Below are 18,095 nucleotides of genomic sequence, written 5' to 3' on the forward strand. Positions count from 1 at the left end.
TCCCTTTCCTTAGGGTTAATGACTTGGAGCGTCGGCGGGGGATTTCACCCATTGCCAGAGTTTCCCTAAGGTTTCGTACCAGGCACGTTCACTGTGATAAAGATAGCTGGCGGCGGGAATAGCGCGTTCCCAGCTGTGTAACGGGCTGGTAATGGCTAATTGATTTGCTGGGGCGGGAATAGGATGTAATCCCTTGGCAGTAAAGAAATTAATGGCGCGCGGCAGGTGATTAGCCGAAGTGACCAACAGGAAAGGTTTATCTCCCACCAGAGTGGCCACGTCTGCCGCTTCTTCTTCGGTATCTTTCGGTTTTTCCAACATCACAATATCACTGCTCGCTACGCCCAGACTTTGAGCAACCTGCGCAGCGGTTCGGGCGCTGCTTTGCGAAGCGGGGCCAAAGCCGCCGGTAAATACCAGTTTGCTGCCCGGATGCTGTAAATACAGTCGAATACCTTCAGTGACTCTTGGCAAACTATTGGGAAATAAATTCGCGCTGGGTGCCCAATTCGGATTAAAGGTATAGCCGCCACCGAGGACAACAATGTAATCTACCCGATCATTACCCTGATAAGTGGCATACTTATTTTCGATAGGTAGCAATAAACGATCGGCCACGGGTTGCAGGCTAATAAGCAATAATACTAACCAGCTTAGGGTGAGCAGCGCCTTGCCACTTTTTTGCCAGTGGGTAAACCATAATAGGATTAAAGCCAAACCTATTAATATAAGTAAAAGTGGTAGCGGCATTAATAACCCGCCGAGGAACTTTTTTAGGGTGAATAGCATGAAAAAGTGAACCTTTTGGCTGAAAAAACGGCATCCGGGCGGGATTACTGCCCAAGAAGATTTATTCTACGTCTGGCTGTGCCAAAATAGCATATTTGGGGCGAACTCTTTTTCCCCTGTCGTTATATACCCGCGAAGTTTCGTACCCTGGCTTACAGGCGATAGAGCGAAAGTGAAAAGGTATAGATTTCATTAACGGAGCAGTTGTCCATGCAGCAGGATCGCAATTTCGATGATATTGCCGAAAAATTCTCGCGTAATATCTACGGCACGACGAAGGGAATGATTCGTCAGGCCGTGGTTTGGCAAGATATCACCGAGCTGTTGACACAGTTGCCGCAGCGACCGCTAAGGATTCTCGACGCGGGCGGTGGTGAAGGACATATGGCCTGTCAGTTGGCTGCCCTTGGACATCAGGTAATGTTGTGCGACCTTTCCGGCGAGATGATTCAGCGCGCGCAGGCGGCTGCGCAGGAAAAAGGAGTGAGCCACAACATGCAATTTATACAAAGTGCGGCTCAGGATATCACCCAACATTTGGAACAGCCGGTTGATCTGGTATTGTTTCACGCGGTGTTGGAGTGGATTGCGGAACCCGAAGAGGTTTTACAGGTACTTTGTGATGCATTAACCCCCGGCGGCGCCCTGTCCCTGATGTTTTTCAATTCAAACGGCCTGGTGATGCGAAACGCCGTGTTGGGTAACTTCCAACTGGCTACGCCTGATGTGAAAAGACGCCGCCGACGTTCTCTGTCGCCGCAGTATCCTTTGGACCCGCCTAAGGTTTATGGCTGGCTTGAGCAAATGGGGATGACCATTAGCGGCAAGACGGGAGTGCGGGTGTTCCACGATTACTTAAAGAACAAACAGCAGCAGGTGGAAGAATTTGCTGAGCTACTGGCGCTGGAACAGCGCTATTGTCGGCAGGAACCCTTTATTAGTTTGGGGCGCTACGTGCATGTTATGGCGTTTAAGCCGAACCTGAAGGACCAACTATGAGTGAATTTTCCCAGACAGTACCCGAACTGGTCGCCTGGGCGCGAAAAAATGATTTCTCGATTTCGCTGCCAACGGAGCGTTTGGCATTTATTCTGGCCATTGCCACCTTAAACGGTGAGCGGTTGGACGGCGAAATGAGCGAAGGCGAGCTGATCGATGCGTTTCGTCACGTCAGTAAAGGCTTTGAACAAACCCACGAAACCGTTGCCGTACGGGCCAATAACGCCATTAATGATATGGTTCGGCAGCGTCTTCTTAACCGATTCACCAGCGAACTGGCGGATGGCAATGCCATTTACCGACTAACGCCGCTGGGCATCGGCATTACCGATTATTATATTCGTCAACGTGAATTCTCTACGCTGCGTCTTTCCATGCAGTTATCTATTGTGGCGCAAGAGTTACAGCGCGCGGCGGAAGCGGCAGAAGAGGGCGGCGACGAATTCCACTGGCATCGTAACGTCTTTGCCCCGCTGAAATATTCCGTCGCAGAAATCTTCGATAGTATCGATATGACCCAGCGCCTGATGGATGAGCAGCAAAACAGCGTGAAAGAAGATATCGCCGCTTTGCTCAATCAGGACTGGCGCGCGGCGATTGCCAGCTGTGAGCTGTTGTTGTCTGAAACTTCCGGTACCCTGCGCGAGCTGCAAGATACGCTGGAAGCCGCCGGGGATAAATTACAGGCTAATCTACTGCGTATTCAGGAAGCTACTATCGGTAATGCAGGTTTGGATCTGGTTGATAAGCTGGTGTTTGATTTGCAAAGCAAACTGGATCGCATTATTAGCTGGGGACAGCAGGCCATCGATCTGTGGATCGGTTACGATCGCCACGTGCATAAATTTATTCGTACCGCTATCGATATGGATAAAAACCGCGTATTCGCTCAGCGTTTACGTCAGTCGGTACAGAATTACTTTGATAACCCGTGGACACTGACCTACGCCAACGCCGACCGCATGCTGGATATGCGTGATGAAGAACTGGCTCTGCGTAGTGAGGAAGTGACCGGGGAACTGCCGCCGGATCTCGAATTTGAAGAGTTCAACGAAATCCGCGAACAAATTGCCGCCATGATTGAACAGGCGCTGCTGGTGTATCAACAACAGCAGATACCGCTTAATCTGGGGGAAGTGATGCGCGATTATCTTGCGCAATATCCGCGTGCTCGTCATTTTGACGTGGCTCGTATCCTGGTCGACCAGGCGGTTCGCCTCGGTGTGGCCGAAGCCGATTTTTCAGGGTTACCGGCGGAATGGCTGGCGATTAATGATTACGGAGCCAAGGTGCAGGCACATGTCATCGACAAATATTGAGTTAGTAATGCCAGTTAAACTGGCGCAGGCATTGAGCAATTCGCTGTTTCCTGCATTGGACAGTCAGCTGCGAGCTGGCCGACATATTGGCATAGATGAGTTGGACAACCACGCCTTCCTGATGGATTTTCAGGATCAGTTGGAAGAATTTTATACCCGCTATAACGTTGAGCTGATTCGTGCGCCGGAAGGTTTCTTCTATTTGCGTCCGCGTTCAACCACGCTGATCCCGCGTTCGGTCTTGTCCGAACTGGACATGATGGTGGGTAAAATTCTGTGCTATCTCTATCTCAGCCCGGAACGTCTGGCTCACGAGGGGATTTTCAGCCAGCAGGAAATGTATGAAGAGTTGCTGAGTCTGGCGGATGAGAGCAAGTTGCTGAAGTTTGTTAACCAGCGCTCTACCGGTTCCGATCTGGATAAGCAAAAGTTGCAGGAGAAAGTCCGTACTTCTCTCAACCGCTTACGTCGTTTAGGTATGCTCTACTTTATGGGCAACGACAGCAGCAAATTCCGCATTACTGAAGCGGTATTCCGTTTTGGTGCCGATGTGCGCAGCGGCGATGACCCGCGGGAAGCGCAGTTACGTATGATTCGTGATGGCGAAGCGATGGCGGTGGAAAACAGTCTGTCGCTGCAAGACGATAACGACGAGAACGAATCAACCCAGGCGAATGCCGCGGAAAGTGCAGAGGATGAACAGGAATGATTGAACGCGGTAAATTTCGCTCACTCACGCTGGTAAACTGGAACGGTTTCTTTGCCCGCACCTTCGATCTGGATGAGTTGGTTACTACGCTGTCCGGCGGTAACGGAGCCGGTAAATCCACCACCATGGCGGCTTTCGTGACGGCATTGATTCCCGATCTGACTTTGCTGCATTTCCGTAACACCACCGAAGCCGGTGCCACCAGCGGTTCCCGCGATAAAGGGTTACACGGGAAACTGCGTGCCGGGGTGTGTTATTCCACGCTGGATGTGATCAATTCCCGTCACCAGCGCGTGGTGGTCGGGGTGCGCTTGCAGCAGGTGGCCGGTCGCGATCGTAAAGTTGATATCAAACCTTTCACCATTCAGGGCTTGCCAACGGCGATTCAGCCGACGCAGATCCTCACCGAAGTGGTAGGCGAGCGTCAGGCGCGAGTGCTTTCTCTGCAAGAGCTGAAAGAGCGTGTGGAAGAAATGGAAGGGGTGCAGTTTAAGCAATTTAACTCCATCACCGATTATCACTCCCTGATGTTTGATTTGGGTGTGATTCCAAAACGCCTGCGTTCTTCTGCCGATCGCAGCAAGTTTTACCGATTGATTGAAGCCTCTCTGTATGGCGGGATTTCCAGCGCCATTACCCGCTCGCTGCGCGACTATCTGTTGCCGGAAAACAGTGGCGTGCGTAAAGCCTTCCAGGACATGGAAGCCGCGCTGCGGGAAAACCGCATGACGCTGGAAGCGATTCGCGTGACTCAATCGGATCGTGATCTGTTCAAGCATTTGATTTCCGAAGCCACTTCCTACGTGGCGGCGGATTATATGCGTCACGCCAACGAGCGCCGGATTCATCTGGACGGCGCGTTAGTGCTGCGCCGCGATTTACTTAGCAGCCGCAAGCAGTTGGTGACTGAGCAGTATCGTCACGTAGAAATGTCCCGCGAGCTGGCGGAACAAAGCGCCGCTGAATCCGATTTGGAAACCGATTATCAGGCCGCCAGCGACCACCTGAATTTGGTGCAAACGGCGATGCGTCAGCAGGAAAAAATCGAGCGTTATCAGAGCGATTTGGAAGAGTTGACTTACCGCTTGGAAGAACAGAACGAAGTGGTGGCCGAAGCCAGCGAACAGCAGGCGGAAAACGAAGCCCGTGCGGAAGCGGCCGAGCAAGAAGTGGATGAGCTGAAAAGCCAGCTGGCAGATTATCAGCAGGCGCTGGATGTGCAGCAAACTCGCGCCATTCAGTATCAGCAAGCTTTACAGGCTTTGGAGCGCGCGCGCGCGCTGTGTCAGATCCCGGATTTGACTGCTGACAACGCCGAAGATTGGCTGGACACTTTCCATGCTAAAGAGCAGGAAGCTACGGAATCGCTGCTGTTGCTGGAACAAAAGCTCAGCGTGGCTGATGCGGCGCACAGTCAGTTTGAACAGGCTTATCAGCTGGTGGTTAATATTGCCGGTCAGGTGAGCCGCAGCGAAGCCTGGCAGACCGCACGGGAATTATTGCGTGATTGGCCGTCGCAGCAACATCTGGCGGAGCGAGTACAACCGCTGCGTATGCGTTTGTCTGAGCTGGAGCAGCGCCTGCGTTCTCAGCAGGATGCCGAGCGTCTGTTGCAGGAGTTCTGTAAGCGTCAGGGCCAGGTTTATCAGCCTGAAGAGCTGGAAGAATTACAGCGTGAGCTGGAGCAAAAAGTTGAGGAATTGTCCCTCAGCGTGTCCGATGCCGGTGAACGCCGCATGGAAATGCGCCAGGAACTGGAACAGATTAAGCAGAAAATTCAGACGCTAACCAGCCGTGCGCCCATCTGGCTTGCGGCGCAGGACGCACTGAATCAACTGAGTGAGCAAAGTGGGGTATCGCTGGAAGACAGCCGTCAGGTGACGGAATACATGCAGCAACTGCTTGAGCGCGAACGTGAAACTACCGTTGAGCGCGATGAAGTCGCGGCACGTAAACGTCAGATTGAAGCGCAAATTGAGCGTCTGAGCCAGCCAAGTGGTGCGGAAGATCCGCGCATGGTGGCGTTAGCCGAGCGTTTCGGCGGCGTATTGCTGTCTGAAATCTATGACGATGTCACTATCGACGATGCGCCGTACTTCTCCGCGCTCTACGGTCCATCTCGCCACGGTATCGTGGTACCGGATCTGTCGCTGGTTCGCGATCAGTTGGTGGGGCTGGAAGACTGTCCGGAAGACTTGTATCTGATCGAAGGAGACCCGCAGTCCTTTGATGACAGCGTATTTGCCGTCGAAGAACATGAAAAAGCGGTGGTGGTGAAAATCGCCGATCGCCAATGGCGTTATTCCCGCTATCCGGAAGTGCCGCTGTTTGGCCGCGCGGCGCGGGAAAATCGTCTGGAAACCCTGCACGCCGAGCGTGACAGTCTGGCGGAACGTTATGCCACGCTTTCCTTCGACGTACAGAAAACCCAGCGCGCCCATCAGGCATTCAGCCGCTTTATTGGTTCTCATCTGGCGGTGGCTTTCGATGCGGATCCAGAAGCTGAAATTCGCCTGCTGAATACCCGTCGCGGTGAAATTGAGCGCGCTCTGAGTGCTCACGAAGATCAAAATCAGCAGCAGCGTCAGCAGTTTGAACAGGCTAAAGAAGGCATTGCGGCGCTGAATCGACTGATTCCGCTGGTGTCTTTGCTGCTTGACGACGCTTTGCAGGATCGGGTGGAAGAAATCAGCGAAGAGTTGGCTGAAGCGCAGGAAGCGGCGCGTCATATTCAGCAGCACGGTAATGCTCTGATCAAGCTGGAGCCTTTACTGGCGGTGCTGCAAAGCGATCCGCAGCAGCATGAACAGCTGAAAGAAAGCTATATTCAGGCGCAAAACAGTCAGCGTCAGGCCAAGCAGCAGGCCTTTGCCTTAACGGAAGTGGTTCAGCGCCGGGCTCACTTCAGCTATACCGATTCTGCCGGTATGCTGAATGAAAACTCCGATCTGAACGACAAACTGCGTCAACGTCTGGAGCACGCGGAAGCCGATCGTACTCGCGCTCGCGAGCAATTACGTCAATACCAGACCCAGTTCACTCAGTACAGTCAGGTACTGGCGTCACTGAAAAGTTCTTATGATGCTAAGCGGGATATGCTCAAAGAGCTGACCCAGGAATTGCAGGATATTGGCGTTCAGGCCGATGCGAATGCAGAAGCGCGTGCGCGAGCTCGTCGCGATGAATTGCATGCGGCGCTCAGCACCAACCGTTCACGTCGTAATCAGCTGGAAAAACAGTTGACCTTCTGTGAAGCGGAAATGGATAGCCTGCAAAAGAAACTGCGCAAACTGGAGCGAGATTATCACCAGATTCGCGAGCAGGTGGTGAATGCCAAATCCGGCTGGTGCGCGGTGATGCGTATGGTGAAAGATAACGGCGTCGAGCGTCGCTTACATCGTCGTGAACTGGCGTATATGGACGGCGAAGAACTGCGTTCGATGTCGGATAAAGCCCTAGGCGCACTGCGTCTGGCAGTATCTGATAACGAACATCTGCGCGATGTGCTGCGTCTGTCGGAAGATCCGAAGCGTCCGGAACGCAAAATTCAGTTCTATATCGCGGTTTACCAGCATCTGCGCGAGCGTATTCGTCAGGATATTATTCGCACCGACGATCCGGTTGAAGCCATTGAACAGATGGAAATCGAGCTGGGTCGCCTGACCGAAGAACTGACTGCCCGTGAACAAAAACTGGCAATTAGCTCCAAAAGTGTGGCGAATATCATCCGCAAAACCATTCAGCGCGAGCAGAACCGTATTCGTATGCTGAACCAAGGCTTGCAGGCGGTTTCCTTCGGACAGGTGAAAAGCGTGCGGTTGAACGTGAATGTACGAGAAGCCCATGCCACTTTACTGGATGTGCTGTCTGAGCAGCAGGAGCAGCATCAGGATCTGTTTAACAGCAACCGTCTGACCTTCTCGGAGGCGCTGGCCAAACTGTATCAACGCCTGAACCCGCAAATGGATATGGGGCAGCGTTTGCCGCAAACCATCGGTGAGGAGCTGTTAGATTACCGTAACTACCTTGAGCTGGAAGTTGAAGTTTTCCGTGGCGCAGACGGTTGGCTACGCGCGGAGAGCGGGGCGTTGTCTACCGGTGAAGCTATCGGTACCGGTATGTCTATTCTGGTGATGGTGGTGCAGAGTTGGGAAGAGGAATCTCGTCGCCTGCGCGGGAAAGATATTTCTCCTTGTCGCTTGCTGTTCCTTGATGAAGCCGCACGACTGGATGCGAAATCTATTGCGACGCTGTTCGAGCTGTGTGAACGATTGGAAATGCAATTAATTATCGCTGCGCCGGAAAATATCAGTCCGGAAAAAGGCACCACCTATAAACTAGTACGTAAAGTTTTCCAGAATCATGAGCATGTTCATGTGGTTGGATTACGCGGTTTCGCCAATGATTTACCGGCTATCGCGACAACACAGACAGAAATACCGCAATAACTTCGGAATTAACTGAGGCGTAAATAAATGAAAATGGCCGCTAACAGACGGCCATTTTTTATAGCTTAAATAAAATGAGCTTCCATTTTATCGATGTGAGAAATCTGTTAGCGTAAAGAATCGATTTACTTTGTCGTATAAATAAGTCAAATATCATTTCTGTTTGTATAATAAAACTTATTAGTAATGGTCACGACAAACTATGACGTACTTAGATGAGCATACCGGGGGCATAGAATGTCGCTAGAAAAGAGAAATTCACTACGGCCATTAGCCCTATATTGCGCACTTATCTGTAGCCAGATACCTATGTTCAGCGCTTCAGCCACTGCACCGACTTTGCCCGTCGACTCTGCGGCTTTGCCCGTGGAGACAGGAACCATGTCGGTAGCGCAGAGCCGCTCTAAACTGCTGGCCGTGCTGCCAAAAAATATCACGCCTTATTACGCTTCCAATCTGGCGGAGCTATATGCGTCTAACCAGATGCGGCCGATGTGGCAGGATCGTCTGGCGGTAAAGAGATTTCAGCAGCAATTAGCTGAACTAGCGATGTCCGGCATTCAGCCGCAGTTTATGCAATGGGTAAAATGGTTGAGCGACCCGGAAGTCAAAGGAATGGCGCGAGATGTGATTCTGTCAGACGCAATGTTGGGCTACCTGCACTTTGTGTCAGGCGTTGGCGCCAACGGCAGCGTTTGGCTCTATAGCAACGTCCCTTACAAAATGGCCATGCCGCCTGCCACGATACTGAACCGTTGGCAGCAAGCCATACGCGAAGGCAATACTGCCGCCTACCTTTCGACTTTGGTACCACAGCATCCGCAGTATGAAAAGATGCATCAGGCGCTGAAAACCATGCTGGCCGACAATCGTCCTTGGCCGCAGTTTACCGGCGCGGCGACGTTGCGCCCTGGTCAGCTTAGCGATGATATTCCTGCGCTGCGAGAAATACTGGATCGCAGTGGCATGCTAAACGCCGCTCCAGCCGCTCCGGTTAAGTCGCCGGAAGTGATTCCGATGGATAATCCTGCGGTCGCCGCAGTTAACGACGATTTATCCGTCGATGAAGAAAAAACTCGTGCGCAGGCTCATTCGCTGGTAGTTAGCCCGGCGGCGGCCCCGATCTCTGAAATGGTCACTTCTCCGCAGACTCCGGTAGCTAAACATTCCGGCAGTGCGCTGAGCGTGACCGACAATCAATACACCGAAGATCTGGTCGCGGCGGTAAAACGCTTCCAGCAATGGCAAGGTCTAACCGATGATGGCGTGATTGGTCCGAGAACCCGCGAATGGCTCAACGTTTCTCCGCAAATGCGAGCCAGTCTGCTGGCGTTGAATATTCAGCGGCTGCGTATTCTCCCGGGGCAGATCGACACGGGCATCATGGTGAATATCCCGAACTATTCGCTGAGTTACTACCAGAATGGTACTGAAGTATTGTCGTCACGCGTGATTGTCGGCCGACCTAGCCGTAAAACGCCGCTGATGAGTAGCGCGCTAAATAATGTGGTGGTCAATCCGCCGTGGAACGTGCCAACCTCACTGGTGCGTCAGGATATCGTGCCGAAAGCGCGCAATGATTCCAGTTATTTCCAGCGTCACGGCTATACGGTGTTATCTGGCTGGAGCAATGATGCGGAAGTTATCGTTCCTTCAATGATTGATTGGAGCACGATCTCGCCGAATAACTTCCCGTACCGCCTGCGTCAGGCGCCAGGAGCGTCTAACTCCCTGGGGCGTTATAAATTCAATATGCCAAGTTCTGATGCCATTTATCTGCATGACACACCGAACCACGGCCTGTTCCAGAAAGATATTCGGGCATTAAGCTCCGGCTGTGTGCGCGTGAACAAGGCCTCCGATCTGGCCAATATGCTGTTGCAGGATGCGGGTTGGAACAATGCGCGGATATCATCCACGTTAAAACAAGGGGATACCACTTACGTGAATATTCGTCAGCGTATTCCGGTGCAACTGTATTATCTGACGGCGTGGGTTGCGGACGATGGTAAACCTCAATTCCGCACAGATATTTACAATTATGATAAAACGGTGAGATCGGGTGCACAAATCACACCACAAGCAGAGCTTTTAATACAATAAATGCAGTAAAACTCAATAACTAATGGTCTGAATACTTGGTTGTCTGACAGGCGCTCATTTTTGCGAGCGCCTAGGAACCTTCGCCTCACGCGGGTTGACTGGTTTTCCGCGGGCGGTTATGGTTCGGGGCGGTGCGTTTTGCGCTTACTTTTGACATTATTGCCGGGTAGAAACGATCATGGATAAAATCGACAATCATCGCCGCAAGTGGCTAACCTTAGGCGGGACAGCGCTGGGCCTTTCGCTGTTACCAGGGCACGCATTCGCGACCCTTTCTACTCCCCGCCCACGGATCTTGACCTTAAATAACCTGAATACAGGTGAGTCTATCAAAGCCGAATTTTTTGACGGCAAAGGTTACAATAAAGAAGAATTGAGTCGCTTAAATCATATTTTCCGCGATTATCGTGCCAACAAAGTTAAGCCCATTGACCCACGCCTGTTTGATCAACTCTACCGCTTACAAGGTCTGCTTGGTACCACCAAGCCGGTACAGCTTATTTCTGGCTACCGTTCGCTAAATACCAATAATGAAATGCGTGAACATAGCCGAGGCGTCGCCAAACATAGCTTCCACACCTTGGGTAAAGCGATGGATTTCCATATCGAAGGTATTCAGCTAAGTAATATCCGTAAAGCGGCATTAAAAATGCGTGCAGGTGGTGTAGGATATTACCCACGTAGTAACTTTGTGCATATTGATACCGGGCCGGCGCGGACCTGGTGATCAGCAATATTCAGCCAGTGGGATAGCTTTATCGGTTAGGCCACTGGAGTTGGAGCCTTATGAAATATCATATTATTCCGGTAACGGCGTTCAGCCAAAATTGTACTTTGATTTGGTGTGATGCAACATTGCAGGCTGCTTTGGTCGATCCCGGTGGCGACGCCGAAAAAATCATTGCTGAAGTGCGTCGTTTGGGCGTCACGGTCACGCAGATCCTGTTAACTCACGGCCATTTAGATCACGTTGGCGCGGCGGCAGAACTGGCCGAATTCTATCAGGTGCCTATCATCGGGCCGGAAAAAGAAGATCGTTTTTGGTTGGAAGGCTTGCCAGCACAGAGCCGTATGTTCGGTCTGGGGGAGTGTCAGTCGTTTGAGCCAACGCGTTGGTTGGAAGAAGGTGATGAGATAAATGTGGGCGAAATGCGGTTATCGGTGCTTCATTGTCCGGGGCATACCCCGGGGCACATTGTCTTTATCAACCCGCAGGCGAGGTTAGCCTTAACCGGCGATGTGATTTTCAAAGGCGGCGTTGGTCGTAGTGATTTCCCACGCGGCGATCATCAGCAGTTGATCGACTCCATCAAACAGAAGCTACTGCCTTTGGGTGATGATATGGCGTTTATTCCCGGTCACGGCCCGATGTCTACCCTTGGCCATGAACGGCAGAGCAATCCGTTTATTATCGACGAACCGGCCATTTGGTAAATGGTTCTACCCTGCAGTAGATGTTCTAAAGGCGCCGATTGGCGCCTTTTTAAATGTGTTTTGATCGAATAAGGTAAACCCGAGTATTTTCCTCAAGAAACGATAAATAAATTTGTGTAATATCCGCAGCGAACAATACTAACAGTAGTATGGTCTCGAATGATGTTGGGCTAACCTCGAAGATTAATTTATTAGCCAGCTTTACCGTAGAGGAAATAAATAACAATCATTTTTTCTTATAGCAGCTTTATAGTCGTTTCATGGAATTTACTATGCCATTTCGTCGTTCCAGTTTAAGAAAGTTGTTGCCCCGATTGGGACTATCCTTTTTGGTGTTGCTGCTGTTTATCCTATTTGGTGCTGGCGTTATTTATGTGCAGACAGTTAATAATATGCACTCAGACGCCGAAACTAAGTTAAAGCATGCTCGGCAAATGATTGACCGTATTTTTGATAATGCTCATCTTGCCGCGACTCGGGTACAGGGCAGCCTAGGGCAACCTTGCTTACAGGTAGTTCAAAATTTACGCGATCAGGTGGCTACAATTCCCGACGTCCGCTCGGTAAATTTAACTCGACGGGGCAACCAGATTTATTGCACTTCCCTTTATGGCCCTTATGACGATTACGTCAATTCATCGGCTTACGTTGATGGTCAGCTATACCTGATGTCGGGAAATAAAGTGACGCCTTCACGACCGGTTGTGATATACCGACAGGTGGCCGGGGACTACAGCACCCTGGTTGGCATTGATGGTTATTACTTACATAATATTCTTAACCTGCTGAGCGGGGATATACAGCTCAGATTGATTATCGGCGATCGTTGGATGGATGCCGCGGGAAATACCCATGCAGGTAACCCATTGCATAAAAACATGCCGTTGACTCTTGCTTCGGAAAAATATGCGTATTCCATCTCAACTACCCTGACTCATGGCCAGTATCTAGCCTATGCCTGGCAATATGCCACCGGCAGCTTAATATTTTTCCCTCTGTTAGGTTTTATTTCCGCGTTTCTGGTATTCCGTTTGTGCGGAAAATCCTCTTCGCCGATGCAGATACTCAATCTTGCGTTGGAAAACGGGGAGTTCGTGCCTTACCTGCAACCGGTAGTGACTGGGAAAGGGGAGCACTGTATCGGTTGCGAAGTGCTAATGCGTTGGCATAACCCAACTCATGGCATGATTCAGCCAGACCGTTTTATTCCTCTGGCAGAAGATAGCGGATTAATTGTGCCGATGACACGCTCTATTATGCAGCAGGTCAGCAGTATGTTTGCTCCTTATGCCAGCCAGCTACCGGATGATTTCCATTTTGGTTTCAATATCAGTGCCGACCATTGTCGTGATTTAAGTCTGGTAGATGACTGCCGCGCATTTATTGCCGCCTTTGCAGAAAAGCCTATCAATATTACGCTGGAACTGACCGAGCGGAAATTGATTGTTGCCGATGAAATTACCGATCGTTTGTTCGCTGAACTGCATGCCTTAGGCGTATTTATTGCCATAGATGACTTTGGTACCGGCCACTCTAGTCTGGTGTATCTGCAAAAATTCAAAGTAGACTTCCTGAAAATTGACCAGAGCTTCGTTGGAATGATCGGTTCTGATGCGTTATCCAGCATCATCGTGGAGAATGTCATCGATCTGGCAACGAAAATGGGGTTGATGACGATAGCGGAAGGGGTGGAAAACGAAACGCAGGCGCGTTATCTGCAAGCGTGTAATGTTGACTATCTACAGGGTTATCTATTTGGCCGGCCAATGCCTATGGCTGAGTTTATCGAAAAAAATATCAATCAGGCGACCTTCGAAGAAGCGGCGTCGGAGCTAAAACCTAAAAAGGGTGCCTAAGGCACCCTTTAACCGCAATCCACTGAAAATTGAATCAGAGTACCGCGACGATGGCTTCACACAGTGGAGCCATGTTGTCTGGTGTCATGCCTGCCACGTTAACACGACCTGAATTCACCGCATACACGCCAAACTCATTACGCAGACGCAGCACCTGTTCTTTGGTCAAACCACTGAACGAGAACATGCCGTTCTGGTTAATGATGAAACTGAAGTCCTGTTTTGCCCCTTTCTCTTGCAGGGTATTAACAAACAGTTGGCGCATCCGATGGATACGTTGACGCATATCGGTCAGCTCTTGTTCCCAGATAGCACGCAGCGCGTCATTACTCAGAATGGTAGCAACGACTGAGGCGCCGTGAGCCGGTGGGTTAGAGTAGTTAGCGCGGATAACCGCTTTGACCTGGCTGAAGGATTTCTCCGCGATATCGCTGTCTGCCGCAACGATGGTGCAGGCGCCGACGCGTTCGTTGTACAGGCCAAAGTTTTTAGAGTAAGAGCTGCAAACGATCAGTTCTTTATGGCTAGCGGCGAAAATACGCAGGCCCTGAGCGTCTTCTTCCAGACCACGAGCAAAACCCTGATAGGCGAAGTCGAACAGCGGCAGCCAGCCTTTAGCCACAGACAGTTCGGCAAGTTTAGCCCACTGTTCGTCGGTTGGATCGATACCGGTCGGGTTATGGCAGCAGCCGTGAAACAGCACTATGTCACCGGCTTGGGCTTCTGACAGGCTTTTCAGCAGGCCATCAAAGTCCAGCGCGTGGTTGGCTGCGTCATAATAATTATATTCAACCACTTCCAGACCGGCAGCGGAGAATACATTCTTATGGTTTGGCCAGCTTGGGTTACTGACCCAAACGCGTTTAGCTGAAGTTTGGTGAGCAATAAAGTCGGCTGCGATACGCAATGCGCCAGTGCCGCCCGGAGTCTGCGCAGTGCGCGCACGTTTTTCCGTTACGATTGGGCTTTGTTTACCGAACAGCAATGCCTGAGTGCAGCTGGCGAAGACCGGCAGGCCGTCTATACCCAGATAGTTTTTTGTTGTTTCGTTTTCCAGCAAATACTGTTCAGCTTTTTTCACGCTGGTCAGCACCGGCGTTTTACCGGTTTCATCTTTATAAACACCAATACCCAGATTGATTTTATTTGGGCGGTCATCGGCGCGGAAAATATCGGTCAGACCCAGAATAGGATCGGCAGGTGCAGCAGTGATTTTTTCAAACATGTCAGATGCTTCCATGGCTTAGAGTTAAGCGGACAGAATCATCAGGGTAGCGCCAGTTCAGGGCTTTGCCAACCGTTTGCGAGAAAAAGAGATCAATCTTGTGAGGCGGGGTGATTACGGGTGAAAAATCGTCAGAATTACTCAGGAAGTAGCAGATTATGCACAATGTGAGTCAGGGTTTAAAAGTAAAATACAGAAAGCAAAAGGCAGAGCCGAAGCCCTGCCTTTTTTACTTACACCAACCGAGTTGGCATTAAGTCGGACAACTTAGAACTGGTAAACCAAGCCAACACCCACTACGTCATCAGTGTTGATGCCGTTAGCAACGGTGAAGTCATTTTTGTCCAGCATGTTGATTTTGTAATCAACGTAGGTAGACATGTTTTTGTTGAAGTAGAAGTAAGTAGCAACAGAAGCATATTTCAACAGGTCTTGGTCATTACCGTAAACGCTGTTCAGATCCTTACCTTTAGACTGGACGTAGGCCAGGGAAGGACGCAGACCGAAATCGAACTGGTATTGCGCAACGATTTCGATGTTCTGAGTTTTGTTAGCGATAGTGTTGCTAGCTGAACCGTATGGCGTGGTGTTCAGCGTTTCAGCATACATTGCAGCCAGGTATACGTTGTTTGCGTCGTATTTAGCACCTACGTTCCATGACTGAGCTTTGTCGCCTTCAGCAGTGGTGAAGCGTTTCTGGGTATCAGTACGATTAGAAGAAGCATAAGCTGCACCGAAGCTTACGCCGTAACCGATATCATAGGTAGAAGAGATACCGAAGCCGTCACCGTTTTCAACTTTAACGTCGTTACGGCCTTCTTCGTTTTTGCCTTGGTATTGCAGAGCGAAGTTCAGGCCATCAACCAGACCGAAGAAGTCATTGTTACGGTAAGTCGCCAGACCGGTAGAACGGGCATTCATGAAGTTGTCAGTCTTAGCGATAGAGTCGCCGCCGAATACTGGCAGCACATCGGTCGCTGAGCTCACGTCATAGAGTACGCCGTAGTTACGACCGTAGTCGAATGAACCGTAGTCACCAACTTTCAGACCAGCAAAGCCCAGACGGGTTTTGTTGCCTTTGTCGCCCTGAGATTCGGCGTGGTTAGCCTGAATGTTGTATTCCCACTGGCCGAAACCGGTCAGTTGGTCAGTAATTTGGGTTTCGCCTTTGAAGCCGAGACGAACGTAAGTTTCGTCGCCATCTTCGCCTGCGTTATCGGAGAACTGATGGCGGGCATCAACTTTACCGTACAGATCCAGTTTATTGCCGTCTTTATTGTAGATTTCTGCCGCATTTGCTGCACCAGCAGCCAACAGAGCAGGGATTACTACTGCAAGAATATTGCGCTTCATCATTATTATTACCCTCATTGGTGTTATTCGGACACCTGCCACTGCCGCCAATAATTTTTTTGGAACTATTGTTGAGAGTTTGGTGTCGTCTGTGTCTGAGACGCAGTGTTCCATTCACAGACCGGTTAATCCACACCGAAAATGCTACTAATTGACAAAAACTGTTTCATTAAAAGACAAAGTGTTACTAAATGTAAAATAAAGGGAACTTTGTGACTAATATCAAACTTTAAAAAATGACAAAAGCCAGCATAAGCTGGCTTTTTTTTAGACAACTAACAGAAATCAATTGGAAATGATTAATTTAGAAGCTGGCGTTTCTGGGGGTACGTGGGAACGGGATCACGTCACGGACGTTTTGTACGCCGGTCACATAGGCGATCAAACGCTCAAATCCAAGACCAAAACCAGAATGTGGCACGGTGCCGTAGCGACGAAGATCACGATACCACCAGTAATCTTCTTTATTCAGGCCCATTTCTTGCAAACGTTGGTCCAGAACATCCAGACGTTCTTCACGCTGTGAACCCCCGATGATTTCCCCAATACCCGGCGCTAATACGTCCATCGCGGCTACGGTTTTACCATCTTCGTTCATACGCATATAGAAAGCTTTGATGTCTTTCGGGTAGTTTTTAACCACTACCGGCGCTTTGAAGTGTTTCTCAGCCAGATAGCGTTCGTGCTCGGATGACAGATCGATACCCCACGACACTTCGTTTTCGAAGGTCTGGCCAGATGCGAGCAGGATTTCAATTGCGTCGGTGTAATCTACCTGCGCAAAGTCGGAGCTTACGAAACGTTGCAGACGATCGATCGCATCTTTATCTACACGCTGAGCAAAGAAGGCCAAATCGTCAGCTCGCTCGTCCAGAACGGCCTGGAAGACGTACTTAAGCATTTTTTCAGCCAGAGCTGCAACATCATCTAAAGAGGCGAAAGCGACTTCCGGCTCAATCATCCAGAATTCAGCCAGGTGGCGGCTGGTGTTGGAGTTTTCCGCGCGGAAAGTCGGGCCGAAGGTGTAAACCTTGGATAACGCACAGGCGTAGGTTTCACCGTTTAGCTGACCCGATACGGTCAGGAAGGCTTCTTTACCGAAGAAATCTTCGCTGAAATCGATTTTGCCTTCGTCAGTACGCGGCAGGTTTTCCAGATCCAAAGTCGATACGCGGAACATTTCGCCTGCGCCTTCGGTATCGGATGCGGTAATCAGCGGAGTAGAAACCCAGAAATAACCGTTTTCATGGAAGAAACGGTGAATCGCCTGCGCCAAAGTGTGGCGAACGCGCGCAACGGCACCAATCAGGTTGGTACGTGGGCGTAAGTGAGCGACTTCGCGCAGGTATTCGATGCTGTGGCGCTTGGCCGCCATCGGATAGGTATCCGGATCGTCCACCCAGCCGACAACCTTCACGCTGGTCGCCTGAATTTCGAAACTCTGGCCTTCACCCGGAGAGGCAACGACGGTGCCGGTCACTTCAACCGAGCAACCGGTGGTCAGATGCAGCACTTCGTCCTGATAATTCGGCAGAGTATTATTAACGACGGCCTGTAACGGATCAAAGCAGGAACCGTCATAAACGGCGACGAAGGAGATGCCAGCTTTAGAATCTCTCCGGGTACGCACCCAACCGCGTACGGTGACTTCACTGTCAACCGCAGCACGGCCTTGCAGTACGTCGACTACAGGCACTACGCTCATAGATTTCTCTCTTTATAAGTTTTGGTTCAGAAATAAATTAAAACCCAAAATATGGGGATGTTGCTATGTTACTTGCGGCAGTGCAGGACACAAGAGGAAATCATCGGATTAGTGCAAGATTTCTGCGGTTAAGATAAATAAATCGGCGGATGGCG

The 18,095-nt window shown here is 50.5% G+C and carries 12 protein-coding genes; 8 read left to right on the forward strand and 4 right to left on the reverse strand.

The features are described 5' to 3' along the window. Positions 1-15 precede the first annotated feature (15 nt). The gene (elyC, locus tag PL78_RS02710) at positions 16-789 is read right to left on the reverse strand and encodes an envelope biogenesis factor ElyC (protein ID WP_064512909.1); all 774 of its coding nucleotides are present in this window, start codon (positions 787-789) and stop codon (positions 16-18) included. Between the two features lie 210 nt (positions 790-999). Here elyC and cmoM point away from each other — a divergent pair, with 210 nt between their 5' ends. The 8 genes from cmoM (at position 1,000) to PL78_RS02750 (ending at position 13,657) form a co-directional block, all read left to right on the forward strand. Continuing rightward, entirely contained in the window at positions 1,000-1,788 is a 789-nt protein-coding gene (gene cmoM, locus PL78_RS02715) for a tRNA uridine 5-oxyacetic acid(34) methyltransferase CmoM (protein WP_049596499.1), read from the forward strand. Next, positions 1,785-3,107: a chromosome partition protein MukF gene (mukF, locus tag PL78_RS02720; RefSeq protein ID WP_049596498.1), complete on the forward strand. Its 1,323-nt coding sequence runs from the start codon at positions 1,785-1,787 to the stop codon at positions 3,105-3,107. The genes cmoM and mukF overlap by 4 nt, the downstream gene beginning before the upstream one ends. Further along, positions 3,088-3,816: a chromosome partition protein MukE gene (gene mukE, locus PL78_RS02725; protein WP_064512911.1), complete on the forward strand. Its 729-nt coding sequence runs from the start codon at positions 3,088-3,090 to the stop codon at positions 3,814-3,816. Before mukF ends, mukE begins: the two co-directional genes overlap by 20 nt. Beyond that, the gene (gene mukB, locus PL78_RS02730) at positions 3,813-8,264 is read left to right on the forward strand and encodes a chromosome partition protein MukB (RefSeq protein ID WP_064512913.1); all 4,452 of its coding nucleotides are present in this window, start codon (positions 3,813-3,815) and stop codon (positions 8,262-8,264) included. The genes mukE and mukB overlap by 4 nt, the downstream gene beginning before the upstream one ends. 237 nt (positions 8,265-8,501) lie before the next feature. After that, positions 8,502-10,367 (forward strand): L,D-transpeptidase, encoded by a 1,866-nt coding sequence (gene ldtD / locus PL78_RS02735; RefSeq protein ID WP_064512915.1) that lies wholly within the window; start codon positions 8,502-8,504, stop codon positions 10,365-10,367. A 178-nt stretch (positions 10,368-10,545) separates the two neighbouring features. Next, on the forward strand, positions 10,546-11,094 hold the full coding sequence (gene mepK, locus PL78_RS02740; RefSeq protein WP_064512917.1) for a peptidoglycan L,D-endopeptidase MepK: 549 nt from the start codon (positions 10,546-10,548) through the stop codon (positions 11,092-11,094). Positions 11,095-11,153: 59 nt separating this feature from the next. Continuing rightward, on the forward strand, positions 11,154-11,801 hold the full coding sequence (locus PL78_RS02745) for an MBL fold metallo-hydrolase (RefSeq protein ID WP_064512919.1): 648 nt from the start codon (positions 11,154-11,156) through the stop codon (positions 11,799-11,801). 272 nt (positions 11,802-12,073) lie between these two features. After that, positions 12,074-13,657: an EAL domain-containing protein gene (locus tag PL78_RS02750; protein WP_084414269.1), complete on the forward strand. Its 1,584-nt coding sequence runs from the start codon at positions 12,074-12,076 to the stop codon at positions 13,655-13,657. A 34-nt stretch (positions 13,658-13,691) separates the two neighbouring features. Here PL78_RS02750 and PL78_RS02755 read toward each other — a convergent pair whose 3' ends face one another. From PL78_RS02755 to asnS, 3 genes are all read right to left on the reverse strand, one after another. Continuing rightward, entirely contained in the window at positions 13,692-14,882 is a 1,191-nt protein-coding gene (locus PL78_RS02755; RefSeq protein ID WP_064512921.1) for an amino acid aminotransferase, read from the reverse strand. A gap of 267 nt (positions 14,883-15,149) precedes the next feature. Continuing rightward, the gene (gene ompF / locus PL78_RS02760) at positions 15,150-16,235 is read right to left on the reverse strand and encodes a porin OmpF (RefSeq protein ID WP_162493043.1); all 1,086 of its coding nucleotides are present in this window, start codon (positions 16,233-16,235) and stop codon (positions 15,150-15,152) included. A 304-nt stretch (positions 16,236-16,539) separates the two neighbouring features. Continuing rightward, positions 16,540-17,940: an asparagine--tRNA ligase gene (asnS, locus tag PL78_RS02765; protein ID WP_064512925.1), complete on the reverse strand. Its 1,401-nt coding sequence runs from the start codon at positions 17,938-17,940 to the stop codon at positions 16,540-16,542. Positions 17,941-18,095 lie beyond the last annotated feature (155 nt).

This window comes from Yersinia entomophaga (assembly GCF_001656035.1).
In the GTDB taxonomy this organism is placed as follows: domain Bacteria; phylum Pseudomonadota; class Gammaproteobacteria; order Enterobacterales; family Enterobacteriaceae; genus Yersinia; species Yersinia entomophaga.